This window comes from Streptomyces decoyicus (assembly GCF_019880305.1).
GTDB lineage: Bacteria > Actinomycetota > Actinomycetes > Streptomycetales > Streptomycetaceae > Streptomyces > Streptomyces decoyicus.
This window is the reverse complement of sequence record NZ_CP082301.1, coordinates 2,630,686-2,655,989: the sequence shown is the minus strand read 5'-3', so window position 1 is coordinate 2,655,989 and position 25,304 is coordinate 2,630,686. Positions and strand designations below refer to the sequence as shown.

Sequence of the window (25,304 nt, the reverse complement as noted above, 5' to 3'; positions counted from 1 at the left end):
TGCGTGTCAGACCGTCCGGAAGGCCAGCACCACGTTGTGGCCGCCGAAGCCGAACGAGTCGTTCAGGGCCGCGATGCGGCCCTCGGCGGGCAGCTTGCGGGGCTCGCCGCGGACGATGTCCGCATCGACCTCCGGGTCGAGCTCGTCGACGTTGATCGTCGGCGGTGCCACCCGGTGGTACAGCGCCAGGATCGCGGCGACCGTCTCGACACCGCCGGCGCCGCCCAGGAGGTGGCCCGTCATCGACTTCGTGGCGGAGACCGCCATGTGGTCGGTGTCGTCGCCGAAGACCTTGCGCAGTGCCTTCAGTTCGGCCAGGTCGCCCTGCGGCGTGGAGGTGGCGTGCGCGTTCACGTGCACGATCTCCGCCGGGTCGAGGTCGTTGGAGTCCAGGAGGTTCTGGAGTGCGTGTGCAATGCCGTTGCCGGACGGCTCGGGCTGCACGATGTCGTGGCTGTCGGCGGAGATGCCCTGGCCGACGGCCTCGGCGTAGACCCGGGCGCCGCGCTTGGCGGCGTGCTCGGCCGACTCCAGGACGATCACGCCGGCGCCCTCACCCATGACGAAACCGTTGCGCGCGGTGTCGAAGGGACGGGAGGCGCCCTCGGGGTCGTCGTTGGACTTCGACATCGCCATCATGTTGCCGAAGGCGGCGATCGGCAGCGGGTGGATGGCCGCCTCCGTACCGCCCGCGATGACGATGTCGGCGCGGCCCGTACGGATCATCTCGATGGCGTAGCCGATCGCCTCGGAGCCGGACGCACAGGCGCTGACCGGGGTGTGCACACCGGCGCGGGCGTTCACATCCAGGCCGACGTTGGCGGACGGGCCGTTGGGCATCAGCATCGGCACGGTGTGCGGGGAGACGCGGCGGACGCCCTTCTCCTTGAGCACGTCGTACTGGCCGAGCAGGGTGGTCACGCCGCCGATGCCGGAGGCAATGACGGCGCCGAGCCGGTCGGGGTCCACCGAGGTGTCCTCACCGGCCTTGGCGGTGAAACCGGCGTCCGCCCAGGCCTCGCGGGCCGCGATCAGCGCGAGCTGCGCCGAGCGGTCCAGCTTGCGGGCCTGCGCCCGGGGGAGGACCTCCGCCGGGTCCACGGCCGCCTGTGCGGCGATCCGGACGGGAAGCTCGGCCGCCCAGTCCTGGTCGAGCGTGCCGACACCGGAACGTCCGGCGAGCATTGCCTCCCAGGACGAAGCGCTGTCGCCACCCAGCGGTGTGGTTGCGCCGATACCGGTGACGACCACGGTGCGATTGGTCGCGTTCACGGGAATTCTTACTCCACGGGTAGAGGGGTCTGAATCGACGGCGCCACCGCGGGGTGGCGACATGCGCAAGGGCTGGATCAGCCCTGGTGCTTCAGGATGTACTCGGTCGCGTCGCCGACCGTCTTGAGGTTCTTGACGTCGTCGTCCGGGATCTTCACGTCGAAGCGCTCTTCGGCGGCGACGACGACCTCGACCATGGACAGCGAGTCAACGTCCAGGTCGTCGGTGAAGGACTTGTCCACCTGGACGTCCTCGGTGGGGATCCCGGCGATCTCGTTCACGATCTCGGCGAGACCGGCGACGATCTCTTCCTGAGTGGCGGCCATGATGGCGCTCCTTCGGTCATTTTATGGGGAAACTGCGTTACTTGCGGTGAAGATCCGTGCGACGGCCGACACATCCGAGGACGTACGGCGCTGCGCAGATCTTGCCTAGGGGAGGGTAACGACCGTCGCGGCGTAGACGAGACCCGCCCCGAAGCCGATGACCAGCGCGGTGTCGCCGCTCTTGGCCTGTCCGGTCGCCAACAGTCGCTCCATGGCGAGCGGAATGGAGGCGGCCGAGGTGTTGCCGGTGGTCTCCACGTCGCGGGCGACCGTCACGCTCTCCGGCAGCTTCAGAGTCTTCACCATCGAGTCGATGATCCGCATGTTGGCCTGGTGCGGGATGAAGACGTCCAGGTCGTCCGGGCTGACTCCGGCCGCGTCCAGCGCCTGCTGGGCGACCTTCGCCATCTCGAACACCGCCCACCGGAAGACCGCCTGGCCCTCCTGCGTGATGGCGGGGTAACGGATCTCCTCCGGAGCGGGGCGGCCCTCAGGGGCATCCCCTCCGGGGAGCGGGTGGGAGCGGTAGACGTCCCAGCCGAGGGTCTGTTTGATCGTCTCGGACTTGTCGCCCTCCGAGCCCCAGACGGTCGGGCCGATCTCGGGCTCCGTGGCGGGTCCGACGATGACCGCGCCGGCACCGTCACCGAAGAGGAAGGCCGTCGCGCGGTCCTCCAGGTCGGTCAGGTCCGAGAGTCGCTCGACGCCCAGGACCAGCACATACTCCGCCGAGCCCTCGGTCACCAGGCCCTTGGCCAGGGTCAGGCCGTAGCCGAAGCCCGCGCAGCCCGCCGAGATGTCGAACGCGGCCGGCTTGCCGGCACCGATGCGGTGCGCGATCTCGGTCGCGATCGCCGGGGTCTGCTTGAAGTGCGAAACGGTGGAGACGATCACGGCGCCGATCTGCTCGGGCGTGATCCCGGCGTCGGCGATGGCCTTGCCGGACGCCTCGACCGACATGGTCGCGACGGTCTCCTCGGGGCCCGCCCAGTGGCGGGTCGCGATACCGGACCGCGAGCGGATCCACTCGTCGGACGAGTCGATGTGCTTGAGGATCTCCTCGTTGGGCACGACCCGGGTCGGGCGGTAGCCGCCGACGCCCATGATCCGCGCGTACGGGGCGCCCTTCGAGGGCTTGATCTTCGAGGTCATGCGCTTCGGACTCCTATTCGGCCGGTGCAGATTGCTCGGCGATCAGCGTGCGGGCCGCGTCGAGGTCGTCGGGCGTCTTGAGGGCGAGGGTCCGCACGCCGGGCAGCGCGCGCTTGGCCAGGCCGGTGAGCGTGCCACCGGGAGCCGCCTCGATGAGCGCGGTGACCCCGAGCTCCTTGAAGGTCTCCATGCACAGGTCCCAGCGCACGGGGTTGGCCACTTGGCCCACCAGCCGCTGCACCAGTTCCCGGCCGTCGGAGACCAGCTGCCCGTCCTTGTTGGAGACGTAGCGGGTGTGCGGATCGGCGACCGACAGCTCGGTGGTCGCGGATTCCAGGGCGGAGACGGCGGGGGCCATGTGGTGAGTATGGAACGCGCCGGCCACCTTCAGCGGTACGACCCGGCGAGTGCCCTCCGGCTTGTTCTCGACCAGCGCGGCGATCTGCCCGGCGGTGCCCGCGGCGACGATCTGGCCGGCGCCGTTCACATTCGCCGGGGTCAGGCCCAGCTGCTCCAGATGCGGGATGACGACGGCCTCGTCGCCGCCCAGCAGCGCGGCCATACCGGTCTCGGTGACGGCGGCCGCCTCGGCCATCGCCTGGCCGCGCCGGCGCACCAGCCGCATCGCGGCTTCGTCGGAGACCGTGCCGGTCAGCGCGGCGGCGGCCAGCTCACCGACGCTGTGGCCGGCGGCCGCGCCGACCTGCGCGGCAACGTCGTCGGCCGTCGCGAACAGCTGCCGGGCGGAGATCAGGGCGGAGGCCACCAGCAGCGGCTGCGCCACCGCGGTGTCGCGGATCTCCTCCTCGTTCGCCTTGGTGCCGTAGTGGACCAGGTCCAGGTCGATGGCGTCCGACCAGGCACGGAGCTGGTCCTCGACACCGGGGAGGTCGAGCCAGGGAGTCAGGAAGCCGGGCGTCTGAGCGCCTTGGCCGGGAGCGACGAGTACGAGCACCCTCACACTCTCTCTTGTGGGTGGTTCCGCCCGCCCGTGGGGACAGGGACGAAGAACCATCGGGGGAATTGTTGGTGTCCGACAAAAGTCTAGGGTTGCGCCTCACCGTCAGCCAGACGCCCCAGAATCAAAGCGATACGGAGGGTGAACGCCGAGCGCACATCGGAGGGTGACCAGCCGGTGACGTCCGTCACACGTCGCAGCCGATAGCGCACGGTGTTGGGGTGCACGAACAGCATCCGGGCGGCGCCCTCCAGACTGCTCGCCTGTTCCAGGTAAACGCTCAGCGTCTCCAGAAGTGCCGACCCGGCTTCCTCCAGCGGTCTGTAGATCTCCTCCACCAGCTGCTCGCGGGCGACCGGGTCAGAGGCCATCGCGCGCTCCGGAAGCAGGTCGTCCGCGAGCACCGGCCGCGGGGCGTCCGGCCAGGCGGCACACGCCCGCAGCCCGGCGGCCGCGGCCTGGGCCGAGCGGGTCGCGGCCAGCAGATCGGAGACCACCGGGCCGGCCACCACGGCACCGGCGGCATACGGGCCGATCAGCGCCTTGGCGGCCTTCAGCGGATTGTCCGAGCCGCCCGCGATCACCACCAGGCGGGATCCCAGCACACCGGTCAGCACCTGGAGCTTGGCGTGCCGGGCGGCCCGCCGGATCGCCTCCACGGTCAGTTCGCTGTCCCCGTCCGGGGCGGTGCCCAGCACCACACACACATGCTCGGGGGAGTTCCATCCCAGCGCCGCCGCACGGGAGACCGCGCCCTCGTCGGCCTCGCCCGACAGCACCGCGTTGACCACCAGCGACTCCAGCCGGGCGTCCCACGCGCCGCGGGCCTCGGCGGCCTGGGCGTAGACCTGGGCGGTGGCGAAGGCGATCTCCCGGGCGTAGACCAGCAGCGCCTCGCGCAGCACGGACTCGTCGCCCGGGGCCGCGACCTCGTCGATCGCGGACTCCATGACCTCGATGGTCGTGCGGACCATCTCCACGGTCTGCCGCAGCGTGATCGCCCGGGTCAGCTCGCGCGGCGCCGTGCCGAAGACATCGGTACTGATCGCCTGCGGGGTCTCCGGGTGCCGGAACCATTCGGTGAAGGCGGCGATACCGGCCTGGGCCACCAGGCCGATCCAGGAGCGGTTCTCCGGGGGCATCGCGCGGTACCACGGCAGCGTGGCGTCCATGCGGGCGATGGCCGCGGCCGCCAGTTTGCCGGAGGAATTCTCCAGGCGCCGGAGGGTGGCGGAGTGCGGGTGCGCGTCGCGCGATGCGGGTTCAGACACGGGACAAGCCTGCACTATCGGGGCGGGGAGGTGAGGGGGCGGGGCTACGGTGGCCCCATGATTCAGGTGCGTAGGGGCCATGAACGGTATCCGGGCGGGGACGCGGAGGCCGGGATCGAGTCGCTGCACGCGTTTTCCTTCGGGCCTCATTTCGAGCCGGAAAATCTGCGCTTCGGCGCGCTGATCGCCTGCAACGAGGAGCGGCTGACGGCCGGCGCCGGCTTCGACGAGCATCCGCACCGCGACACGGAGATCGTGACCTGGGTGGTCGAGGGTGAGCTGACCCACCGCGACTCGGCCGGCCACGAGACCACCGTACGCCCCGGTGATCTCCAGCGGCTCAGCTCGGCCGGTGGCGTACGGCACGTGGAGCGCAACGACGGGGCGCAGCCGCTGCGCTTCGTCCAGATGTGGCTGGCGCCGCTCGAATACGGCGGGGAGCCGTCGTACGAGGTGGTGCGCGGTATCGCCGACGGCACCCCGTATGCGGTCGCACGGGCCGGCGCCCTGCTGCATCTGCGCCGCCTCGCCGAGGACGAGCGCACCGCGGTCCCGGATGCCGCACGGGCATATGTGCACGTGGTGCGCGGCGCCGTACGGATCGGTGCGGAGCGCCTGGAGGCCGGTGACGCGGCGCGGATCACCGACGGGGTGGGGCTGGAGCTGAAGGGGCTGACGGCGGCGGAGTGCCTGGTGTGGGAGATGGGGGCGGAGTCGGCGTACGTGTGAGAGCAGGGCCGAGGGACGGGTGAGAAGGGCCGCGGGCCCGGAGCCGCCGGTACCGTTCCGGGCCGTACGGCGTCGTCAGGCGCGCTGTGCCAGCTCGGCCAGCACCGCGTCGGTCAGCTGCGGCCAGGCCTCGACGGCCCACGGCCCGAAGGCCCGGTCGGCCAGCGCCACACACGCCGCGCGCGCGTCCGGGTCCACCCACAGGAACGTTCCGGACTGGCCGAAATGCCCGAACGTACGGGGCGAGGACGCGCTGCCCGTCCAGTGTGGAGACTTGCCGTCGCGGATCTCGAAGCCCAGCCCCCAGTCGTTGGGCTTCTGGTGGCCGTAGCCGGGCAGCACACCCGTCAGGCCGGGGAAGGCCACCTCGGTCGCCGCCGCGAGCGTCTGCGGCGCGAGCAGCCGCGGCGCCTGGAGCTCCGCGGCGAAACGGGCCAGGTCGGCGACGGTGGAGATGCCGTCCTTGGCGGGGGAGCCGGGAAGTTCCGTCGCGGTCATCCCGAGCGGTGCGAGCACCGCCTCGTGCAGATACTGCGGGAAGGGGATGTCGGTGGCCTTGGCTATGTGATCGCCCAGCGCCTCGAAACCGGTGTTGGAGTAGAGCCTGCGGGTGCCCGGCTCGGCCATCGTGCGCTGCTCGTCGAAGGCCAGCCCCGAGGTGTGGGCGAGGAGATGACGGACCGTGGACCCCTCGGGTCCGGCCGGCTCGTCCAGCTCGATGGCGCCCTCCTCGACGGCCAGCAGGGCGGCGTACGCGGCCAGCGGCTTGGTCACGGACGCCAGCGGGAAACGGTGCTCCAGGGGGCCGTAGAATCCGGCCACCGACCCATCGGCTCGTACGACGGCGGCCGCAGCGGTGGGCACCGGCCAGTTCTCGATCATCCGCAGGCTCTGCATGCCCACGAGCCTAAAGGCTGTCCGGCCCCGGCCCACGGACAGGCCCGCGCTCCCCAATTTCCGGTCAAGTCTGCCCGTGATCCGCACTTGCCTGGAGTGCACTCGAAGTCTCTAGCGTTGAGGACGTCGAGAGGCATCCGGCGAAAGCCGGGAGACATCCGGCGATACAGGGGAGACGGGGCATGACGGTAACGCAGAGCGAACGGGTCACGAGCGGGGCCGCGGCCGGGAGGCTGCCGGCGAGGCCGCGCGACTGCGGCCCCACGCTCGGGCACCCGCGGCCCGCCGGCCGGGACCAGTACACGATCAGCGAGGTGGCGGACCACACCGGGCTCAGCGCACACACCCTGCGCTGGTACGAGCGCATCGGCCTGATGCCGCACGTGGACCGCACCCACACCGGCCAGCGGCGCTTCACCAACCGCGATCTGGACTGGCTGGGCCTGGTGACCAAGCTGCGGCTGACCGGCATGCCGGTCGCGGACATGGTCCGCTACGCCGAGCTGGTGCGGGCCGGGGAGTGCACCTTCGCCGAGCGGGAGCAGCTGCTGACCGCGCATCGCGAGGACGTACGGCAGCGGATAGCCGAGCTCCGGAGCACGCTGGACGTACTCGACTACAAGATCGACATCTATGCCGACGCCCGTAGGGCGTCCGAGAGGTTCTGAGATCTCCATGGGTAGCAACAAGATCGAGACGGTCGAGCTGGGCACCGGCGGACCGCGGGTCGGGGTGCAGGGCCTCGGCTGCATGGGCATGAGCTTCGCCTACGGCCCGACGGACGCCGACGAGGCGCGGGCCACGCTGGAGCGGGCCCTGGAGCTGGGCGTGACGCTCTTCGACACCGCCGACATGTACGGAAGGGGGGAGAACGAGAAGTTCATCGCCCCGTTCATCCAGGCGCACCGCGACGAGGTCGTGGTGGCCACCAAGTTCGCGATATCCCCCGACCCGGACCACCCGGACGACCCGTACAAGCGCGTCATCCGCAATGACCGGCCGTACATCCGCCAGGCCGTCGAGGGCAGCCTGAAGCGCCTGGGCGTCGACGAGATCGACCTGTACTACATGCACCGGCGTGAGGTGAATGTCCCCCTGGAGGAATCGGTCGGCGCCATGGCCGAGCTGGTGGCCGAGGGCAAGGTCAAGCACCTGGGGCTGAGCGAGGTGACCGGCTCCGAGCTGCGCGCGGCGCAGGCCGTGCACCCGATCGCGGCGCTCCAGTCCGAGTGGTCGCTGTTCAGCCGGGACATCGAGGACGGCGTGGTGCAGACCGCGGCCGAGCTCGGCGTCGGCCTCGTCCCGTATTCGCCGCTCGGCCGGGGCTTTTTGACCGGTGCGTTCGTGAGCGCCGACAAGGAGCTGACGAAGGATGACTTCCGGCGGACCCAGCCCCGCTTCACCGGCGACAACGCGACCGCCAACGCCGCGCTGCTGGAGCCCGTCCGCACGGTCGCCGACGCCCATGGCGCGACCCTCGGCCAGATCGCGCTGGCCTGGTTGCAGCACCAGGCCGGGGCCCGCGGCCTGGCCGTCGTACCGATCCCCGGCACCCGTAAGCGCAGCCGCGTCGAGGAGAACACCGGGGCGGGCCGGATCGCGCTGACCGAGCAGGACCTGGCGCTGCTGGAGCCGATCGCCGGCCAGGTCGCGGGGGCGCGGTACGCGGACATGACGCTCACCTCGGCGGGACGGGAGTAACACCTCGCGTACGGGGCGGGGCAGGGTTTCCGCCCCGCCCCGCCCCGCTTCTCCGTGGCCCGCCCGGCCGCCTCGGGGGATTCCGCGGTGGGCGGCCGTGCCGCACGGCCGCCCACCGCGGTCCCGTCGGGTACTCACGCCAGCCTCAGCGCGAAGACCGCGAACCCGGCGGCCAGGAGCGCCGCGGCAGCCCGGCGGGCCCCGGTGACACCGGTCCAGGGGGTCTCGAAGCGGCGGGTGGTGCGGCCGATGAGGAGCAGTGCCGCGGCGAAGACCGGCAGCCAGGCGAGCCGGGCGAGGAGCCAGCCGAGGCCGGCGGGCGGCGCGGTCAGTCCGGGGACCTCGCCCAGGAAGGACGCGGGCACGGCCGCCGAGAGCATCGCCGTCTGGTGCCAGCACAGGACCGTCATCGCGGAGAGGTTGACGACCGTGACCGGTGCCCACAGGGCGGGCCGCCGCAGCAGTCGGCCGAGGCGGTCACGGAGCAGGACGGCGGCGCCGGACTGGGCGGCGGCCAGCGCCAGGACCAGCAGCGACGGTGGGTGGGAGTTCGTCCGGTCCTGTCCGGGGACACCGACCATGCTCGCCGGGTAGTGGAAGAACAGCAGCAGCGCGGCGAACAGCGCGGCACCGCCGAGCAGCAGTGACCAGGCCGCGCGCCTGCCGAGCCGCCGCTCGCCCCAGGAGGCCCCGAGCTGATACGCGAACAGCCAGCCGGGCAGGAGGTTGAGCAGACTCAGCCAGGACGGCACGGCGTCGGCGAACGGCCCGTAGCGCAGGAAGTCCACGACGGCCACGGCTGCCGCCAGCGGTGCCGCGGCCCAGGCGCCCGTCCGCCGGGCGGCACGCACGCAGTACGGCGTCAGCGCGGTGACCGCCGCGTACACACCGACGAACCACAGCGGCTGGATCACCAGCGTCGCCCCGGTCCGCAGCGTCGCCTCCGGCACCCCCAGGCCGTACAGGACCGGGAGCAGCACCGCCCAGACGGCCGTCACCCCGAGCACCGGGCGGCCCAGCCGGACGATCCGGCCGCGCAGCCAGGTCCCGGTGGGCTCACCCCGCTCGGTGGCGCGCCGCAGGGACAGCACCGACGCATGGCCGCCGACCAGGAAGAAGATGCCCAGCATCTGCAACACCCAACTGGCGGGCGAGAGAGCGCCGAAGGCCGTCAGCAGGCTGGTGTTGTGCAGCCCGCCGTCGGCGTGGCGGGTGAAGCCCTCGATCAGCCAGTGGCCGACGGGCACGGCGAGCAGCGCCAGCGCGCGCAGGCCGTCGAGGGCGCGGTCGCGGTCCGCGGGCGTGCGGTCCTCGATCGTGCGGACCGTCGTGTGGACGGCGCCTCTGAGGCGCGCGAGGAAAGCGGTGTCCATGAGGCGTCCTTGAGTCCTTGGACCGGTGGGGTGAGGTGCGGTGCAGGGGCCGGAAAAGGAGCGGTCTCCCGGGGCGGCCGGGGTGCGTCGGCGGCCGGCGCAGGGGCGCGTCGGTGTCAGTGCACGGCGCCGTAACGGCCCAGCACGATGGCGCTGAAGTTGCGGAGGGAGTCCGTACCGGGGGCGAGATAGCCGGTGTGGCCCACGGCCTGCTCGGCGGGGACCCGGCTGGCGCCGAAGGCGGGGTCGGTGGGATCCGCGCCGTGGCCCAGGCCCAGCAGTTCGACGTTCGGGATGTCGCCGATCCAGTCGGAGGCGTCCCGTGCCGCCCAGACCCGGGCCGACGTGTGCAGCTCCGCCACGTTGTCCCGGCGGATACCGGGGGAGCCGAAGACGACCAGGTCGGCGAGGGCGCCGTCGTCCAGCTGCGGTACGGCCAGCCCGCAGACCACCGAGCCGTAGCTGTGGCACAGCACGGCCGGTGCGGGCGCGCCGACGGCGGCCAGGCCGGACAGGAAGCGGGCCAGCCGCGGCGCTCCGGCGTCGGCGAGCCGGCCGGTGGTGGCGTCCGGACCGAGGCCGACCGGCGTGGTGTATCCCGCCCAGGCGATGACCGCGGTACGGGCCCGGGGCGCGTCGGTGCCCAGCCGGGTCCGCAGCGACCTGGCCATGCCGGCCGGAGTGCCGTAGGGGTCCCTGGCACGGTCGAAGGAGGAGAGGTCGATGTCCGAGCCCGGCACGATCACGGCGGTGCGTTCGGCGGCGGCCAAGTCGCCGTACACCTCGGCCACTTGGCCGCGGCCGCGGGGGTCGAAGGCGAGGATCCGGCGGCCGGGTGAGAGCAGGGAGGCGCAGCGGGCGGCCGCCTCCCTGGCCCGCCGGTGGTCCTGGAGAGTGCCGGCCGGATCGGTGGCGCGGGCGAGCCGGCGGTCCCGTTCCGCCTTCAGCGCACGGGAGTTTGCCGCGTACCGCAGAGCGGGGGGCGCACCGTCGAGATTGCCGACGGTGAGCGGGTGCCGGGCCACCAGCGCCTGGCGCTGCCCGTCCGTCAGCGCGGCGAAGAAGCGGGCGACATCGGCGGGCCGGGCGCTCGCCGGGTCCGGCAGCCGGACGCCGAGGGAACGGTCGGCGCGCCAGGCGGCGGCACCGGGCGCCGGGCCCGTGACGGCACTCTGCGCGGTGCCGACCGCCCAGCCGCCGGTGGCGGCGACCACGGCCGCCGCGAGCGCGGCGCCGATGAATGTACGCCGACCGCGTCGAGCGGCGGTTCGCAGCCTGGACATGGTGGGGTTCCCCTCCCGTTGGTGTGGCGGAGGGAAACGTAGGAAGAGGGCGTATGACGCGACGTCACACCGGGGAGCCAACTGCCGGGTGATACCGGGGTACGGGGGGAGCGGCCTCCCTCGTCCTCAAGGAGGAGCGGTGCGCAGGGGGCCGTCAGGGGCGCCACCGCGCGCGTTACCGCTCCTGCCGCGCCCGTTGCCGCTCCTACCGCTCCCCGGGCGACACCAGCCCCGACTCGTACGCGAAGATCACGGCCTGCGCACGGTCCCGCAGCGCCAACTTGGCGAGCATCCGGCTGACATGGGTCTTCACGGTCTGCTCGGCGACGATCAGCGCATCGGCGATCTCCTGGTTGGACAGACCGCGGGCGATCAGCTCCAGGACCTCCGTCTCGCGCGGGGTGAGCCCCTTCAGCCGGAGCGCGTCCCGGCCCTTGCGGGGCGCCGGCCGCCGGCGGGCGAAGTCGGCTATCAGCCGCCGCGTCACGGACGGCGCGAGCAGCGCCTCCCCGGCCGCCACGACCCGGACCGCGGAGATCAGATCGCCCGGCGGTGCATCCTTGAGCAGGAACCCGGACGCCCCCGCGCGCAGCGCCTCGTAGACGTAGTCGTCCACATCGAAGGTGGTCAGCATCAGCACCTTCGGACGGTGCAGCACACCGGGAGGCGGGTCGAGCAGCCGCCGGGCCGCCTCCAGGCCGTCCATCTCCGGCATCCGGACATCCATCAGCACCACATCGGGGTGCGTCCGACGGCTCAGCTCCACACCCTGCACACCGTCCGGCGCATCGCCCACCACCTCGAAATCGCTCTGGGCGGCGAGGAGTGCGGCGAAGCCCGCGCGCACCATGGCCTGGTCGTCGACGATGATCACGCGCGTGGTCATACGGAGCCGGAGTCCTTCGGTGAAAGGGAAGCCGCCGGGGCGGGCGGCGGGGAGAGGGGGAGCTGCGCGGCGACCCGGAAGCCGCCGTCGGGGAGCGGCCCGGTGTCGAGCGACCCGTCCACCAGCCGCACCCGCTCGCGCATACCGATGAGGCCATGGCCGGTGCCGGTGGTCTCCAGCGGCGCGGACGGTGCGGGCGGCGGCGAGTTGACGACCAGCACGGTCAGCCGTGCGCCGTCCGCCGCCGTCGTCACCGACACCCGGGTCCGGGCGCCCGGGGCATGCCGCACGACATTGGCCAGCGCCTCCTGCACGATGCGGTACGCCGACAGATCCACCGCAGGTTCGAGCGGTACGCGGTCCTCGGGCAGCGACAACTCCACCGGTACACCCGCCCGTACGGTCCCCTCGACCAGCTTCGGCAGCATGCCGATACCGGGCTGCGGCGCCTTCTCCGGGCCGCCGTGCCGCTCCGTCTCCTCGCTGCGCAGCACCCCGAGCAGCCGGCGCATCTCCGCCAGCGACTCGCGGGCGGTCGCCGCGAGCGACCCGAACTCCTCCTCGGCCTCCCGGGGGAGCCCGCTGAGGCGGTACGGGGCGCTGTCCGCCTGGACCGTGATCACCGACATGTGGTGGGCGACGACATCGTGCAGCTCACGGGCGATGCGGGTGCGCTCCTCCAGCAGCGTGCGACGGGCCCGCTCGGCCTCGCTGATGGTCTCCTGCTCGATCAACTTCCGCTGGGCGTCGCCCCGTTCCCGCAGCGTGGCGCCCATCATCAGCACCACACCGGTGAGGACGAACAGCAGCACCCAGGTGCCGTTGCTCCGGTCCGGTGCCCTCGGTTCGAAGAGGATGCCCGCCACGCCGGTCGTCAGCCAGACGGCGATCAGGGTGCGGCTGCGCTCGCGCAGCGACAGCGCCACCATCAGCGCGAGATAACCGACGATCACCATGGGCGGCCAGGGCCAGGCGCGGCCCGCGACGCCGTCCGCGCCGGTGAGCGCCAGGGCACAGAGGATGTCCGCCGTGAAGATCACCCACCAGGCCTGGAGCGGCCGGGTCACCGCGAGCAGCAGCGGCGCGGTCTGCGCCGTGGCCAGCGCACCGGCGAGTCCGCCGTCCAAGCCGTAGTCGTGGCTGAGGATGGTGATCGTCGTCGGCAGCAGGGACACCGCGAACCCGAACGCGACGACATACGGCAGCCGGCGCAGCCAGGGATTCTGGACGCTGCCGAACAGCGGGGTGCCGGGCTCGGTCGGGGTGCCGAGTTCGACGACGAGGACGTGCAGTGCCTGCCGTGCGGCGCGCAGCACCCGCTGACGGGTCGGCTCGTGCGCTGGGGTGGGAGAGGGTCCGCTCATCGCGCCCTCCATCTAAGCGGAGCCCGGCGGCCACGGCGTCATACCAGGGTCCGGGCTTCCACCCCCTACCACGGTATGAGTCCCCCGTCCGGTCCCCGGCTCCGGCACGGCCCCGCAACGCTTCCCCGGAAACTCCGGGAACCGAGCCGCCATGCTCCGTGAGGTGCCCTAGGGGTGTTGTCCGGACAGGCCCTAGAGCTCCGCCAGCAGCTCGGCCTTCTTCGTGCTGAACTCGTCGTCGGTCAGCAGGCCGGCCCCGTGCAGCTCACCGAGGTGCCGTATCCGGTCCGCGATATCGGCGGGATCCCGGCGCGCGTCCCCGGTCCGGCGGCGCGGCTCGCCCTCCGGCGTGTCCTGTTCCGCTTCGGCGGCACGTACGGCCTGGAGCACCGCGGCCGCGAACGGCAGCGACTCATGTACGAGGCCGTAGCCCAGGCCGAAGACTACCGCGGCCGGATCCTGGTCCGGCTCACCCGTTCCCGGCTCGTGGGCGCCGCGCTCCAGCAGGCGCAGATAGCCGTTGAGGATCTCCGGCGACCGCCACTCGACCCCGGCCAGTTCGCCGACCGTGAAGCTCTGGTCGCCGCACTTCCACTTCGCCGAGGACGCACCCGTCCAGAACCACCGGAAGGCGACCGAACGCCCGTCGAAGGACGCCTTGCCGTCGTACGCCTTGAAGTGCAGCGGGGGCTCCGGCGCGGCCACCAGATGGCGGTCGGCGGGCTCCTTCGCGTCGGGGCCGAGGACCGTGCGCAGCTCATCGGCGTAGTACTCGGCCAGCGTCTCGCGCTCGGCCGGCAGCACCAGCCGGTACGGGTCGGAGTCCTCCTTGAGCTGCCCGTTCGCCGCTTCCATCAAAGGATCGGCGCCGTGCCGGGGCACGGCGTGCAGCACCACCGTGCCGCGTCTGCCCCCGGTCACCTCGACGGAGCTCAGCGCCTCGTACGGAATGCGTCGCTCGCCGAGCGCCTGGAACAGCTTCGGCTTACGGATCCCCCGTTCGAAGCGGATGAGTACGGAGTCCGTGTCGAACTCCCAGACGGCATGAAAACCGGCCAGCACATCACCCATGCGGCTCATCGTATGCGGGCGGTTGCCCGCCCGTCCCCCTTCCGGAAAGCTCGGGGTCGTCTGCCGGAGCCGCGCGCCTCGCACCGGCCACCCGCCTCGTCCCTTGCCTCGTGGACGTCCCGGATGCCGGGGACGGTTCCCGCGGGCACGGCCCGTCCCCGGGCGCCGGGCCGTGCCCGCGGCCGCCGGTCGTCGGGCCTTGCGGCCTCAGAGCAGGTCCGAGCTGCAGCGCGGGTCGGCGGAGGCGCAGGCGACCGTGCCGGTCGCGCCGACCCCGAGCAGGGCGAAGTTGCGCAGGCTGCCGGTGCCCGGCGCGAAGTAGCCGGCGTGCCCGACGGCGCCGTCGGCCGACAGGATCCGGGAGCCGAAGGACGGGTCGACCGGGTCGGCGCCGTGGCCGAGACCGCCGACCTCCAGGTAGGGCACGTCCTGGATCCAGTCGTCGGAGTCCCGCATGGCCCAGATGCGGGCGTGGGTGCCCAGTCCGGCGCGGCTCCCGGCCCGCATGCCGGGGCTGCCGGCCACCGCGATGTCCTCGACGTTGGACGGCAGGTCACGGGCCGCGACGCCGCACACCACGGACCCGTAGCTGTGGCAGAACAGCGAGACGGTGTCGGAGGAGGGCAGCGAGTCCACCAGGGCGCGCAGCCGGACCGCCCCGGCCTCGGCGAGCTGCCCGGTGGCGGCCTCGACGCCCATACCGGCCGGTGAGGTGTAGTCGGCCCAGGCGATCACCGCGGTACGGGTGCCGGGCCGGGCCTCGCGCTCGGCGCCGTAGAGGGACTGCGCCATGCCGACGGGGGCGGTGTTCGCCCGCGCGGTGCGCTCGAAGGTGGAGAGATTGGTGTCCACACCGGGCACCACGACCGAGACCCGGTCCGCCGCCGGGAGATTGCCGAAGACCTCGGCGGCCCGGCCGCCGCCGGCCGGATCAAAGGCCAGGATCTGCCGGCCGGAACTCATCATCGACTCGAAACGGTGCATCAGCCGGCCCGCTTCCTGACGACCGACGGGAGTGAGCCGGTGGTCGCCCGTCCGCTGTTTCTCGATGCGGCGGGCGTCGTCGATCGCCATCCGGTTGGCGCGGTAGCGCAGCTTCACGGGGGCGCCGTTCATATTGCCCACGACCAGCGGATAGCGGTCGGCGAGCTGCCGCTTCTCGGCCCGGCCGAGCGTGCCGAAGAAGGCCCGCAGCGCGGCCGGCGAACCGTTGGCGTCGGGCAGCGGGCGGCCGTGGAAGGTGGCGTGCTGCCAGGCGGTCTTGGCGGTGGCCAGCGGGTTGGCGTCTCCCTTGGTACCTCTCACGGCAGTCCAGCCGGTCGTGGCAAGCATCACGAACACCACCGCCAGGGCGAGCGCGGCCCGCCAGGGGGAGGACTGGAGGAAGCTGGAGGAAGGGCCGAGGGCCGGGAAGGAAGTCACCGCGAGCCACCCTAGGAGACGCGGCAGGCTGCTCGCTGTGACCGTGAGTGAGATCACGTTCCACAGTGGGTATTTCGACCAAACCGGACACTTGTCGGTCGTTTCCGGTGCTCAGCCGTGCATAGGTGGCCTCATGGGGCAACGGAAATGATCGCGTAGCGGTGGATTTCCGTTACGGAGAGTGGGGGTCGTCGGCACGGCCCGGCTCTCGGGCGGGCCGGCCGGCTGGCCGCCCACCGGGCCGTCAGCGGTGTCCTCGCCCCGTCCGCCAGTCGTCGTCCATCGCCGGCCCGAGGTGGTCCAGATAGGACTGGGTGAGCTCGCGGATGGACGCCACGCTGCAGTCCTGCCCCTCGCCCCACACCTTGCCCGCCACCCGCATCACCCCGCTGAACGCGGCGACCAGCACCCGCGGCCGCGGATCGGCATCCACGTCCAGCCCCTCGCGCCCGGCGATCAGCCGCGCTATCTGCTCCTCCAGCTCGGAGGAGCGCCGCAGATGTGCGGCGACCAGCGCGGGCGTCGACTCGATCATCTGGAACGAGCGCATGTGCAGCTCCACCGGGATCACCGACTCGATCGCGCTGCCGATGTCGTCCCAGGCCACCATCACGGCGCTGCGCAGAGCGGTGAGCGGTGCCTCCGCCGCGGGCCGCGCGCGCAGCTCGTCGAGGAAGCGGGCCTCGACCATTTCCTGGACGGCGAAGGCGACGTCCTCCTTGTTGGCGAAGTAGCGGAAGTACGTCCGCTGGGAGACATCCACCGTCTCCGCGATCTCGTCGATCGTCGTCGCCTCGTAGCCCTGCTCCGTGAACAGTTCGAGCGCCGCGCGGATCAGCGCGTCGCGGGTGCGCTGCTTCTTGCGTTCTCGCAGGCCCGTCGGTGCCGTATGCGGCGTCGGGGTCGCCATCCTGAGCCGCCTCTCCGTGGTGTTCTCGCTGCTCAGGTTACCTGTGAGCGAGATGACAGTTACCGACTCATGAATTGCTTTGTCAACTGTCAGTGGCTGACATTAGCCTCGTCGTATGAGTTCTCAGACCCCGGTTGCCGTCGCTGCGCCGGACCTTCCCGCACCGGAGCCCCCGAAGGGGCTGCGCGGCCATCCGTGGCTGACCCTGTTCTCCGTCGCCATCGGCGTCATGATGGTCGCCCTGGACGGCACGATCGTCGCCATCGCCAACCCCGCCATCAAGGAAGATCTCGGCGCCTCGCTCGCCGACGTGCAGTGGATCACCAACGGCTACATGCTCGCGCTGGCCGTCTCCCTGATCACGGCGGGCAAGCTCGGTGACCGCTTCGGCCACCGCCAGACCTTTCTCATCGGCATCCTCGGCTTCGCCGCCGCGTCCGGCGCGATCGGGTTCTCCCACGAGGTCTCGCTGGTCATCGCCTTCCGCGTGCTGCAAGGCCTGTTCGGCGCGCTGCTGATGCCCGCCGCGCTGGGCCTGCTGCGCGCCACCTTCCCGGCCGAGAAGCTCAACATGGCCATCGGCATCTGGGGCATGGTCATCGGCGCCTCCACCGCCGGCGGCCCGATAGTCGGCGGACTGCTGGTCGAGCGGGTCAACTGGCAGTCCGTGTTCTTCATCAACGTCCCGGTCGGCGTGCTGGCCCTGGTCCTCGGCCTGGTGATCCTCAAGGACCACCGCGCGGAGAACGCCCCGCGCTCGTTCGACATCCCGGGCATCGTGCTGCTCTCCGGAGCGATGTTCTGCCTCATCTGGCCGCTGATCAAGGCGTCGGAATGGGGCTGGGGCGACATGAAGACCTGGGGCTTCCTGATCGGCGCGGTGGTCCTCTTCGCGCTGTTCGCCGTACTGGAGAGCAAGGTCCGCGAACCGCTCATCCCGCTACGGATGTTCCGCTCCCTGCCGCTGACCGCCGGCACGGTCCTGATGGTGCTGATGGCCTTCGCCTTCATGGGTGGCCTGTTCTTCGTGACGTTCTACCTCCAGAACGTCCACGGGATGACCCCCGTCGACAGCGGTCTGCACCTCCTTCCGCTCACCGGCATGATGATCGTCGGCTCGCCGCTGGCCGGCGCCCTGATCACCAAGTTCGGCCCGCGCATCCCGCTGGTCGGCGGCATGGTCCTCACCGCCGTCGCCATGTACGGCATGTCGGGCCTCGACACCCACAGCAGCACCGGCCCGATGTCCCTCTGGTTCGCGCTGCTCGGCCTCGGCCTCGCGCCCGTCATGGTCGGCGCCACCGAGGTCATCGTCGGCAACGCCCCGCTGGAGCTCTCCGGCGTCGCCGGCGGTCTCCAGCAGGCCGCGATGCAGGTCGGCGGCAGCCTCGGTACGGCCGTGCTCGGCGCGGTGATGGCCTCCCGTGTCGACAACGACCTCCCGGGCAACTGGAAGTCGGCCGGCCTCCCGCCGGTCCCGCCCGCGAAGATGTCCCAGGCGGCCGACGCCGTCTCGGCCGGTATCGCGCCGGTTCCGAAGGGCACCCCGCCGGAGTTCGCCCAGAAGATCACGTCCGTCGCCCACGACACCTTCGTGTCCGGCATGGGCCTGGCCTTCACGGTCGCCTGCGGCGTGGCGGTCGTCGCCGCCGTCGTCGCCGTCTTCACCAAGCGTGGCGCGAACGCCGAGGCGGGCGCCGGCGTCGGCCATATCTGACCGGCGTCGGCCACATCCGGCCGGCGATCCGGCCGTACGGCAGCACATGAACCGCGGCGGGTACCCGCCGCGGGGCGTGGCACGGCCCGCGGCGCGAGGCACGACCGGCAGGCCCCACTGAGCGGCGCCCGGAGCCCGGCGCGCGGCAGGCACGAGGCCTTTTCCTCGTCCGGCCGCGCGCCGTCGCGTGCTGCCGTCAGCACCGGACGTCAACCGGCCGTCCCGGACCGCTCCCGGCCCCTCCCGCCGTGCGCCCCGCGGCAGTTGGCCGCCGCCGGAGCGCCGCATCCCTCATCCGGATGAGCCCTCGCGGGAACCTGACCGGGCACCGGCCACTCCAGGGGCGGCGCGCACCCTCCCGAACCCCGGCAGGCCAGGGGATGAACGGTTTCCGCAGCCGTCCCGTCGCGCCGTCACCCCGTCAACGCCGTGCACCGGCGTCCCGCTCCGAGCCGTTGCGCGTATCCACATACCTGATCCGGGTGGCAGCCCCGCCACGGCCTTGGCAACCGCGCCGCGCCCTCGCGAAGCTCGATACGCAGCACCCGCCGCGGGCAGACCGCCCGCCGCGGGACGCCATCGTCGTACTTCACGGGGGAGAGATTCCTATGCGTCTGCGTCTGCGTACGTCCCACACCACCGCGCTCCTCACCGGCCTCGCCGCGCTCACCGCGGCCCTCGCCGTCCCGCCCGCCCTCGGCACCCCCGCCGCACACGCGGCCGGCGGCGGCCGCACCGCCGCCGCCTCGGGCGACTGCGCGGCAGGACAGCTGTGCCTCTGGCCGAAGGCCGACTTCGGCGGCGAGCGACGCACCTACGAGCTGTCCGACACCGACATCGAGAGCTGTGTGCCGCTGCCCGGGAACACCAGCGCCGCCGCGCTCGCCAACCGCACGGGCCGCCCGGTCACCACCTACCAGAGCGCGGAATGCGCCGAGACCGCCGAGTTCGACACCTACCCGGGCGGCGGCAGCTGGGTGCCCCGGTCGCCCTATCAGGTACGGGCGTTCAAGGTGTGGGAGCGCTGAGCCGGCTGCCCGCCGGCCGCCCGGTACGCACCCTCCGGTCCCACCGCACACCGCCGCGCCCCCCGACCGGCGAAGAACGCTGGTCGGGGGGCGCGGCGGAAGGGGTGCGGCGGACGGCCGCGGAGAGATCAGGCGTCGCCGCCGGCCTCTCCGGCTTCGGCGGCCGAGACGTCCAGGAGCTGGTAGCGGTCGATCGCCTGCTTCAGCAGCGACCGGTCGACCTTGCCCTCCTTGGCGAGCTCGGTGAGCACGCTCAGGACGATGGACTGCGTGTCGATGTGGAAGAACCGACGGGCCGCACCACGGGTGTCCGCGAAGCCGAAGCCGTCGGCGCCCAGCGACTGGTACGTGCCGGGAACCCAGCGCGCGATCTGGTCCGGCACGGACCGCATCCAGTCCGAGACCGCGACCTTCGGGCCCTCGGCGTCCTGGAGCTTCTGCGTCACATACGGGACGCGCTGCTCCTCCTCCGGGTGCAGAAGGTTGTGCTCCTCGACCTCCACCGCGTCGCGGCGCAGCTCGTTCCAGGACGTCGCCGACCAGACATCGGCCTTGACGTTCCACTCGTCCGCGAGGATCTGCTGGGCCTCGACGGCCCACGGCACCGCGACACCGGAGGCGAGGATCTGGGCCGCGTGCTCGCCCTTCTCACCGGTCTTGATGCGGTGCAGACCCTTGAGGATGCCCTCGACATCGGCGTCCGCCGGCTCCGCCGGGTGCTGGATCGGCTCGTTGTAGACGGTCAGGTAGTAGAAGATGTCCTCGGCGTTCTCGCCGTACATCCGCCGCAGACCGTCCTTGACGATGTGCGCGATCTCGTAGCCGTAGGCCGGGTCGTAGGCGACACAGGCCGGGTTGGTCGAGGCCAGCAGCTGGGAGTGGCCGTCGGCGTGCTGGAGACCCTCACCGGTCAGCGTCGTACGGCCGGCGGTCGCGCCGAGCACGAAGCCGCGCGCGAGCTGGTCGGCCATCTGCCAGAACTGGTCACCGGTGCGCTGGAACCCGAACATCGAGTAGAAGACATAGACCGGGATCAGCGGCTCGCCGTGCGTCGCATAGGCCGAGCCCGCCGCGATCAGCGAAGCGGTGCAGCCCGCCTCGGTGATGCCGTCGTGCAGCATCTGGCCGGTCGGCGACTCCTTGTACGCCAGGAGCAGTTCGCGGTCGACCGACTCGTACTGCTGGCCCAGCGGGTTGTAGATCTTGGCCGACGGGAAGAAGGCGTCCATACCGAAGGTGCGGTACTCGTCGGGCGCGATCGGCACGAAGCGCTTGCCGATCTCCTTGTCCCGCATGAGGTCCTTCAGGACACGGACGAACGCCATGGTCGTGGCGATCTTCTGCTGCCCCGAGCCCTTCTTGGCACCCGCGTACGCCTTGTCGTCCGGCAGCTGGAGCGGCTTGGCGCGCACGACACGGGTGGGCACATAGCCCCCCAGTCCCTTGCGGCGGTCGTGCATGTACTGGATCTCTTCGGAGTCGCGGCCCGGGTGGTAGTACGGCGGCAGGCCGTCCTCCAGGTCCTTGTCCGGGATCGGCAGGTGCAGCCGGTCACGGAAGCCCTTGAGGTCCGCGACCGTCAGCTTCTTCATCTGGTGGGTCGCGTTGCGGCCCTCGAAGTTCGGGCCGAGCGTCCAGCCCTTGACGGTCTGCGCGAGGATCACCGTCGGCTGGCCCTTGTGGGCCTTGGCCGCCGCATACGCCGCGTAGATCTTCTTGTGGTCGTGACCGCCACGGCCCAGGTGCAGGATCTGGTCGTCGGTCATGTTCTCGACCATCGCGCGCAGCCGCTGGTCGTCGCCGAAGAAGTGGTCACGGATGTACGCACCGGTCTCGGTGGCGTACGTCTGGAACTGACCGTCGGGCGTGCTGTTGAGCTTGTTGACCAGGATGCCGTCGCGGTCCTGCGCGAGCAGCGGGTCCCAGCTGCGGTCCCACACCAGCTTGATGACGTTCCAGCCGGCGCCGCGGAACTGCGACTCCAGCTCCTGCATGATCTTGCCGTTGCCGCGGACCGGGCCGTCCAGACGCTGGAGGTTGCAGTTCACGACGAAGGTCAGGTTGTCCAGGCCCTCACGGGCGGCGATGGACAGCTGGCCGAGCGACTCGGGCTCGTCCATCTCGCCGTCGCCGAGATAGGCCCATACGTGCGACTTGGAGGTGTCGGCGATCCCGCGCGCCTCCATGTAGCGGTTCATCCGCGCCTGGTAGATCGCGCCGAGCGGGCCGAGGCCCATCGAGACGGTCGGGAACTCCCAGAAGTCCGGCATCAGCCGCGGGTGCGGGTAGCTGGACAGTCCGTTGGGAGCCTTGGACTTCTCCTGGCGGAAGGCGTCGAGCTGCGGCTCGGTCAGCCGGTCCAGGAGGAACGCGCGGGCGTAGACACCGGGCGAGGCATGGCCCTGGAAGAAGATCTGGTCGCCGCCGTCACCCTCGTCCTTGCCCCGGAAGAAGTGGTTGAAGCCCACGTCGTAGAGGGAGGCGGAGGAGGCGAAGGTGGCGATGTGGCCGCCGACGCCGATGCCCGGACGCTGGGCGCGCGAGACCATCACGGCGGCGTTCCAGCGGGTCGCGTTCAGGACCTTGCGCTCGATCTCCTCGTTGCCCGGGAAGAACGGCTCGTCCTTGGTCGCGATGGTGTTGACGTAGTCCGTGCTGCGCATCTCGGGCACGGCCACACGCTTCTCGCGCGCACGCTCGATCAGGCGGAGCATGAGGTAGCGGGCACGTTCCCGGCCCCGCTCGTCGACGGCTGCGTCGAGCGAGTCGAGCCATTCCTGGGTCTCTTCGGGATCGAAGTCCGGGACCTGGCTGGGAAGGCCGCCAATGATGATCGGGTTTCGATCGGATCCGGAAGCCACGCTGTTCCTTCGTGTTCGGTTCGTGTCGTGCTTCGCAAACTATTGATGCTGCACACGGGACGAATGCTGTCGCTGCCTTGGTGTCGCGCCGTCTTCCATCGTGTACCGAGCCACAGGGATACGTCACCTCTACTGATGGGTAACCCATCCGTAGAGAGATGGCGCTGAAAAGGCCGATTTCTCGGGTCGGCCAAATCGCAACCATACGCCCATGTCGAAAGTGCTTCGCGTACGGACGTGCGGCACCCGAAATGAGGTCCGGAACCGGCCGCCGCCCCCCGAAGGGACCAGTCCGGCGCGAGTACCCGATAAACTTCACAGAAAGCTGTGGTGTGAATCACTTCAGCCTGGCCTGCTGGGGTCGTGCTTGCGGCGAGACGCCTCCAAACGTCACCGTTTCGGCGGTCTGAACCGCCGGGTACTTGCGCGATCCGCCCGGCCCGTGTGGACTACGCCCAATGCTCCGCGCACGCGCGGGGTCCCCGAGCATTTCCGAAACATGACAGGAGGCAATCCGTGAGCGCGACCGCGGACCACGCGGAGGAGCGGACCAACCCTGCCGCCAGGCTGGGGTTCGAGCCCGGACAGGTGGTCCAGGAGATCGGATACGACGACGACGTCGATCAGGATCTCCGCGAAGGCATTGAGACCGTGATCGGCCAGGATCTCGTCGACGAGGACTACGACGACGTGTGTGACGTCGTTCTGCTGTGGTTCCGCGACGAGGACGGCGACCTCACGGACGCGCTGGTGGACGCCATCGGGCTGATCGACGAGGGCGGGCAGATCTGGCTGCTGACCCCGAAGACCGGCCGCGACGGCTACGTCGAGCCGAGCGACATCAATGAGGCCGCGCAGACCGCGGGTCTGTCCCAGACCAAGAGCATCAACGCGGGCAAGGACTGGGCCGGCAGCCGACTGGTCACCCCAAAGGCCGGCAAGCGCTGAGCCGTACCGTCCCCAACTTTCGCCACCGAGCCCCCTCCGCCCTGTTCCGGAGGGGGCTCGGCCCTGTTCAGGACAGGTTCCCCGGACGTGCAGCCCGGCGCGTAGGGTTGGTCGCGTCCTGTTGCGAGTGAGCGGAAGGGAAGCACCCCATGGCGATCGAGGTCGGCACGAAGGCTCCGGATTTCGAGCTGAAGAACCAGCACGGCGAGCTGGTCAAGCTCTCCGACTTCCGCGGCGAGAAGGCCGTCGTCCTCCTCTTCTACCCCTTCGCCTTCACCGGTGTCTGCACCGGCGAGCTCTGCGCGCTCCGTGACGAGCTGCCGAAGTTCGTCAACGACGACGTCCAGCTGCTGGCCGTCTCCAACGACTCCCCGTTCTCGCTGCGCGTCTTCGCCGAGCAGGAGGGCCTGGAGTACCCGCTGCTGTCGGACTTCTGGCCGCACGGCGAGGCCTCGCGGGCGTACGGCGTCTTCGACGAGGAGAAGGGCTGCGCGGTGCGCGGCACGTTCATCATCGACAAGGAGGGCGTGGTGCGCTGGACGGTCGTCAACGGCCTGCCCGACGCCCGCGACCTGAACGAGTACGCCAAGGCGCTCGACACCCTCTGACACGGCCGCGCCCCCAGGCACCACCGCGCCCCCCTGGCCGACATCCGCACCGATCCAGGTGCGATACCTGCGATCGGCGGGAACCGGTCACTAGGATCAATTCGTTGATCCGATGCCATGCACGATGGGGGCGCAAATCTTTACGTACCCCTCGAATCTATGGGAGGACTCGTGGGAGTCAGCCTCAGCAAGGGCGGCAACGTCTCGCTGACGAAGGAAGCCCCCAATCTGACCGCCGTCATCGTCGGTCTGGGCTGGGATGCGCGTACGACCACCGGTACGGACTTCGACCTGGACGCCAGCGCCCTGCTGGCGAACGACCAGGGCAAGGTGGCCAACGACCAGAACTTCGTGTTCTTCAACAACCTGAAGAGCCCGGACGGTTCGGTCGAGCACACCGGTGACAACATCACCGGTGAGGGTGAAGGCGACGACGAGCAGATCAAGGTGAATCTGGCCGCGGTTCCGGCCGATGTCTCCAAGATCGTTTTCCCGGTGTCGATCTACGACGCCGAGACCCGCCAGCAGAGCTTCGGCCAGGTCCGTAACGCCTTCATCCGCGTGGTCAACCAGGCCGACAACAACGAGCTGGCCCGCTACGACCTGAGCGAGGACGCCTCGACCGAGACCGCCATGGTCTTCGGCGAGCTGTACCGCAACGGCGCCGAGTGGAAGTTCCGGGCCATCGGCCAGGGCTATGCCTCGGGCCTGCGCGGCATCGCGCAGGACTTCGGCGTCAACGTCTGACCGACGGATTCGCCATCTGATCGTCGACGTCCGGACCGGGCAGCGATGCCGCAGCCGCTGCCCGGCCAAGAGTGACCGCGTCCGGCGCCGTACGCCCCTGCCCGGGGAGTGCGGCGCCGGACGCGCTCGAAGGGTTACGGGCCACGCCGGGCACGGCCCGCACCGACACCGGGGAGGAAGCGAACGATGAGTGTCACGCTTGCCAAGGGGGGCAATGTCTCCCTTTCCAAGGCCGCTCCGAATCTCACACAGATCATGGTCGGCCTCGGCTGGGACGCGCGGTCCACGACCGGCGCACCGTTCGATCTCGACGCCAGCGCGCTGCTGTGCCAGTCGGGGCGGGTGCTGGGGGACGAGTACTTCGTCTTCTACAACAACCTCAAGAGCCCCGAGGGCTCCGTCGAGCACACCGGGGACAATCTCACGGGTGAGGGCGAGGGCGACGACGAGTCGGTCCTGGTGGATCTCTCGCAGGTGCCCGAGCAGGTCGACAAGATCGTCTTTCCGGTCTCGATCCATGAGGCCGATGCGCGCGGCCAGAGCTTCGGCCAGGTCAGCAATGCCTTTATCCGCATCGTCAATCAGGCCGACGGCTGTGAACTCGCCCGCTACGACCTCAGCGAGGACGCCTCCGGCGAAACCGCGATGATCTTCGGCGAGGTGTACCGCTACAACGGCGAATGGAAGTTCCGGGCAGTAGGACAGGGGTACGCGTCAGGCCTGCGGGGCATCGCTCTAGACTTCGGGGTCAACGTTTCGTAAAGCGCCGCGCGCTGTGCG

General features: G+C 70.9%; 23 protein-coding genes. 9 read left to right on the top strand and 14 right to left on the bottom strand.

Features of this window, described 5'->3' with window-relative positions:
• Positions 1 to 6: 6 nt before the first annotated feature.
• The 5 genes from K7C20_RS11675 to K7C20_RS11655 all read right to left on the bottom strand — a co-directional run bounded on the left by K7C20_RS11675 (position 7) and on the right by K7C20_RS11655 (position 4,979).
• Positions 7 to 1,272: a beta-ketoacyl-[acyl-carrier-protein] synthase family protein gene (locus tag K7C20_RS11675; RefSeq protein WP_030081377.1), complete on the bottom strand. Its 1,266-nt coding sequence runs from the start codon at positions 1,270 to 1,272 to the stop codon at positions 7 to 9.
• Positions 1,273 to 1,349: 77 nt separating this feature from the next.
• Positions 1,350 to 1,598, bottom strand: coding sequence for an acyl carrier protein (locus K7C20_RS11670; RefSeq protein ID WP_018088056.1), 249 nt, complete (start codon positions 1,596 to 1,598; stop codon positions 1,350 to 1,352).
• Between the two features lie 105 nt (positions 1,599 to 1,703).
• On the bottom strand, positions 1,704 to 2,750 hold the full coding sequence (locus K7C20_RS11665) for a ketoacyl-ACP synthase III (protein ID WP_030081379.1): 1,047 nt from the start codon (positions 2,748 to 2,750) through the stop codon (positions 1,704 to 1,706).
• A 13-nt stretch (positions 2,751 to 2,763) separates the two neighbouring features.
• Positions 2,764 to 3,705, bottom strand: coding sequence for an ACP S-malonyltransferase (locus tag K7C20_RS11660; protein WP_053208879.1), 942 nt, complete (start codon positions 3,703 to 3,705; stop codon positions 2,764 to 2,766).
• Between the two features lie 89 nt (positions 3,706 to 3,794).
• A complete protein-coding gene (locus tag K7C20_RS11655; protein WP_030081381.1) occupies positions 3,795 to 4,979 on the bottom strand; it encodes a PucR family transcriptional regulator in 1,185 nt (394 codons plus the stop codon).
• A 57-nt stretch (positions 4,980 to 5,036) separates the two neighbouring features.
• Between K7C20_RS11655 and K7C20_RS11650 the strand changes: the two genes are divergently transcribed.
• Complete coding sequence (locus K7C20_RS11650) at positions 5,037 to 5,708, top strand: pirin family protein (protein WP_030081383.1); 672 nt, start codon at positions 5,037 to 5,039, stop codon at positions 5,706 to 5,708.
• A gap of 75 nt (positions 5,709 to 5,783) precedes the next feature.
• Here K7C20_RS11650 and K7C20_RS11645 read toward each other — a convergent pair whose 3' ends face one another.
• Entirely contained in the window at positions 5,784 to 6,605 is an 822-nt protein-coding gene (locus K7C20_RS11645; RefSeq protein WP_030081390.1) for a serine hydrolase domain-containing protein, read from the bottom strand.
• A 182-nt stretch (positions 6,606 to 6,787) separates the two neighbouring features.
• Here K7C20_RS11645 and K7C20_RS11640 point away from each other — a divergent pair, with 182 nt between their 5' ends.
• Both K7C20_RS11640 and K7C20_RS11635 read left to right on the top strand, forming a co-directional pair.
• A complete protein-coding gene (locus K7C20_RS11640) occupies positions 6,788 to 7,273 on the top strand; it encodes a MerR family transcriptional regulator (RefSeq protein ID WP_030081392.1) in 486 nt (161 codons plus the stop codon).
• Positions 7,274 to 7,280: 7 nt separating this feature from the next.
• A complete protein-coding gene (locus tag K7C20_RS11635) occupies positions 7,281 to 8,306 on the top strand; it encodes an aldo/keto reductase (RefSeq protein WP_030081395.1) in 1,026 nt (341 codons plus the stop codon).
• A 134-nt stretch (positions 8,307 to 8,440) separates the two neighbouring features.
• Here the strand turns inward: K7C20_RS11635 and K7C20_RS11630 are convergent, their stop codons facing one another.
• The 7 genes from K7C20_RS11630 to K7C20_RS11600 all read right to left on the bottom strand — a co-directional run bounded on the left by K7C20_RS11630 (position 8,441) and on the right by K7C20_RS11600 (position 16,615).
• On the bottom strand, positions 8,441 to 9,679 hold the full coding sequence (locus tag K7C20_RS11630; protein ID WP_053208880.1) for an acyltransferase family protein: 1,239 nt from the start codon (positions 9,677 to 9,679) through the stop codon (positions 8,441 to 8,443).
• A gap of 116 nt (positions 9,680 to 9,795) precedes the next feature.
• A complete protein-coding gene (locus K7C20_RS11625) occupies positions 9,796 to 10,962 on the bottom strand; it encodes an alpha/beta hydrolase (protein ID WP_053208881.1) in 1,167 nt (388 codons plus the stop codon).
• Between the two features lie 205 nt (positions 10,963 to 11,167).
• The gene (locus tag K7C20_RS11620; protein ID WP_053208882.1) at positions 11,168 to 11,848 is read right to left on the bottom strand and encodes a response regulator; all 681 of its coding nucleotides are present in this window, start codon (positions 11,846 to 11,848) and stop codon (positions 11,168 to 11,170) included.
• The gene (locus K7C20_RS11615) at positions 11,845 to 13,212 is read right to left on the bottom strand and encodes a sensor histidine kinase (RefSeq protein ID WP_245171015.1); all 1,368 of its coding nucleotides are present in this window, start codon (positions 13,210 to 13,212) and stop codon (positions 11,845 to 11,847) included. The genes K7C20_RS11620 and K7C20_RS11615 overlap by 4 nt, the downstream gene beginning before the upstream one ends.
• A 192-nt stretch (positions 13,213 to 13,404) precedes the next feature.
• On the bottom strand, positions 13,405 to 14,283 hold the full coding sequence (locus tag K7C20_RS11610) for a DUF4429 domain-containing protein (RefSeq protein ID WP_030081412.1): 879 nt from the start codon (positions 14,281 to 14,283) through the stop codon (positions 13,405 to 13,407).
• A gap of 207 nt (positions 14,284 to 14,490) precedes the next feature.
• A complete protein-coding gene (locus K7C20_RS11605) occupies positions 14,491 to 15,705 on the bottom strand; it encodes an alpha/beta hydrolase (RefSeq protein ID WP_053208884.1) in 1,215 nt (404 codons plus the stop codon).
• Between the two features lie 244 nt (positions 15,706 to 15,949).
• Positions 15,950 to 16,615, bottom strand: a complete 666-nt coding sequence (locus K7C20_RS11600) for a TetR/AcrR family transcriptional regulator (RefSeq protein WP_030081416.1) — start codon at positions 16,613 to 16,615, stop codon at positions 15,950 to 15,952.
• A 115-nt stretch (positions 16,616 to 16,730) separates the two neighbouring features.
• On the opposite strand from K7C20_RS11600, the gene K7C20_RS11595 reads away from it, so the two are divergent.
• Positions 16,731 to 18,332, top strand: a complete 1,602-nt coding sequence (locus K7C20_RS11595; protein ID WP_030081418.1) for an MFS transporter — start codon at positions 16,731 to 16,733, stop codon at positions 18,330 to 18,332.
• A 608-nt stretch (positions 18,333 to 18,940) separates the two neighbouring features.
• Positions 18,941 to 19,360, top strand: a complete 420-nt coding sequence (locus K7C20_RS11590; RefSeq protein WP_053208885.1) for a peptidase inhibitor family I36 protein — start codon at positions 18,941 to 18,943, stop codon at positions 19,358 to 19,360.
• 128 nt (positions 19,361 to 19,488) lie between these two features.
• On the opposite strand, the gene aceE is transcribed toward K7C20_RS11590, so the two are convergent.
• The gene (gene aceE, locus K7C20_RS11585) at positions 19,489 to 22,221 is read right to left on the bottom strand and encodes a pyruvate dehydrogenase (acetyl-transferring), homodimeric type (protein ID WP_053208886.1); all 2,733 of its coding nucleotides are present in this window, start codon (positions 22,219 to 22,221) and stop codon (positions 19,489 to 19,491) included.
• A gap of 516 nt (positions 22,222 to 22,737) precedes the next feature.
• Here aceE and K7C20_RS11580 point away from each other — a divergent pair.
• The 4 genes from K7C20_RS11580 (at position 22,738) to K7C20_RS11565 (ending at position 25,286) form a co-directional block, all read left to right on the top strand.
• Entirely contained in the window at positions 22,738 to 23,169 is a 432-nt protein-coding gene (locus K7C20_RS11580; RefSeq protein ID WP_030081424.1) for a DUF3052 domain-containing protein, read from the top strand.
• Positions 23,170 to 23,318: 149 nt separating this feature from the next.
• A complete protein-coding gene (locus tag K7C20_RS11575) occupies positions 23,319 to 23,777 on the top strand; it encodes a peroxiredoxin (protein WP_030081426.1) in 459 nt (152 codons plus the stop codon).
• 171 nt (positions 23,778 to 23,948) lie between these two features.
• The gene (locus tag K7C20_RS11570; RefSeq protein WP_030081428.1) at positions 23,949 to 24,524 is read left to right on the top strand and encodes a TerD family protein; all 576 of its coding nucleotides are present in this window, start codon (positions 23,949 to 23,951) and stop codon (positions 24,522 to 24,524) included.
• Between the two features lie 186 nt (positions 24,525 to 24,710).
• Complete coding sequence (locus K7C20_RS11565) at positions 24,711 to 25,286, top strand: TerD family protein (RefSeq protein ID WP_030081429.1); 576 nt, start codon at positions 24,711 to 24,713, stop codon at positions 25,284 to 25,286.
• Positions 25,287 to 25,304: the final 18 nt, after the last annotated feature.

Bases quoted from the DNA above. Each gene is read 5' to 3' on its own strand.
- K7C20_RS11670 (WP_018088056.1), bottom strand. From the start codon at position 1,598: ATGGCCGCCACTCAGGAAGAGATCGTCGCCGGTCTCGCCGAGATCGTG.
- K7C20_RS11665 (WP_030081379.1), bottom strand. From the start codon at position 2,750: ATGACCTCGAAGATCAAGCCCTCGAAGGGCGCCCCGTACGCGCGGATC.
- K7C20_RS11650 (WP_030081383.1), top strand. From the start codon at position 5,037: ATGATTCAGGTGCGTAGGGGCCATGAACGGTATCCGGGCGGGGACGCG.
- K7C20_RS11645 (WP_030081390.1), bottom strand. From the start codon at position 6,605: ATGCAGAGCCTGCGGATGATCGAGAACTGGCCGGTGCCCACCGCTGCG.
- K7C20_RS11640 (WP_030081392.1), top strand. From the start codon at position 6,788: ATGACGGTAACGCAGAGCGAACGGGTCACGAGCGGGGCCGCGGCCGGG.
- K7C20_RS11635 (WP_030081395.1), top strand. From the start codon at position 7,281: ATGGGTAGCAACAAGATCGAGACGGTCGAGCTGGGCACCGGCGGACCG.
- K7C20_RS11630 (WP_053208880.1), bottom strand. From the start codon at position 9,679: ATGGACACCGCTTTCCTCGCGCGCCTCAGAGGCGCCGTCCACACGACG.
- K7C20_RS11625 (WP_053208881.1), bottom strand. From the start codon at position 10,962: ATGTCCAGGCTGCGAACCGCCGCTCGACGCGGTCGGCGTACATTCATC.
- K7C20_RS11620 (WP_053208882.1), bottom strand. From the start codon at position 11,848: ATGACCACGCGCGTGATCATCGTCGACGACCAGGCCATGGTGCGCGCG.
- K7C20_RS11615 (WP_245171015.1), bottom strand. From the start codon at position 13,212: ATGAGCGGACCCTCTCCCACCCCAGCGCACGAGCCGACCCGTCAGCGG.
- K7C20_RS11610 (WP_030081412.1), bottom strand. From the start codon at position 14,283: ATGGGTGATGTGCTGGCCGGTTTTCATGCCGTCTGGGAGTTCGACACG.
- K7C20_RS11600 (WP_030081416.1), bottom strand. From the start codon at position 16,615: ATGGCGACCCCGACGCCGCATACGGCACCGACGGGCCTGCGAGAACGC.
- K7C20_RS11595 (WP_030081418.1), top strand. From the start codon at position 16,731: ATGAGTTCTCAGACCCCGGTTGCCGTCGCTGCGCCGGACCTTCCCGCA.
- K7C20_RS11590 (WP_053208885.1), top strand. From the start codon at position 18,941: ATGCGTCTGCGTCTGCGTACGTCCCACACCACCGCGCTCCTCACCGGC.
- K7C20_RS11575 (WP_030081426.1), top strand. From the start codon at position 23,319: ATGGCGATCGAGGTCGGCACGAAGGCTCCGGATTTCGAGCTGAAGAAC.
- K7C20_RS11565 (WP_030081429.1), top strand. From the start codon at position 24,711: ATGAGTGTCACGCTTGCCAAGGGGGGCAATGTCTCCCTTTCCAAGGCC.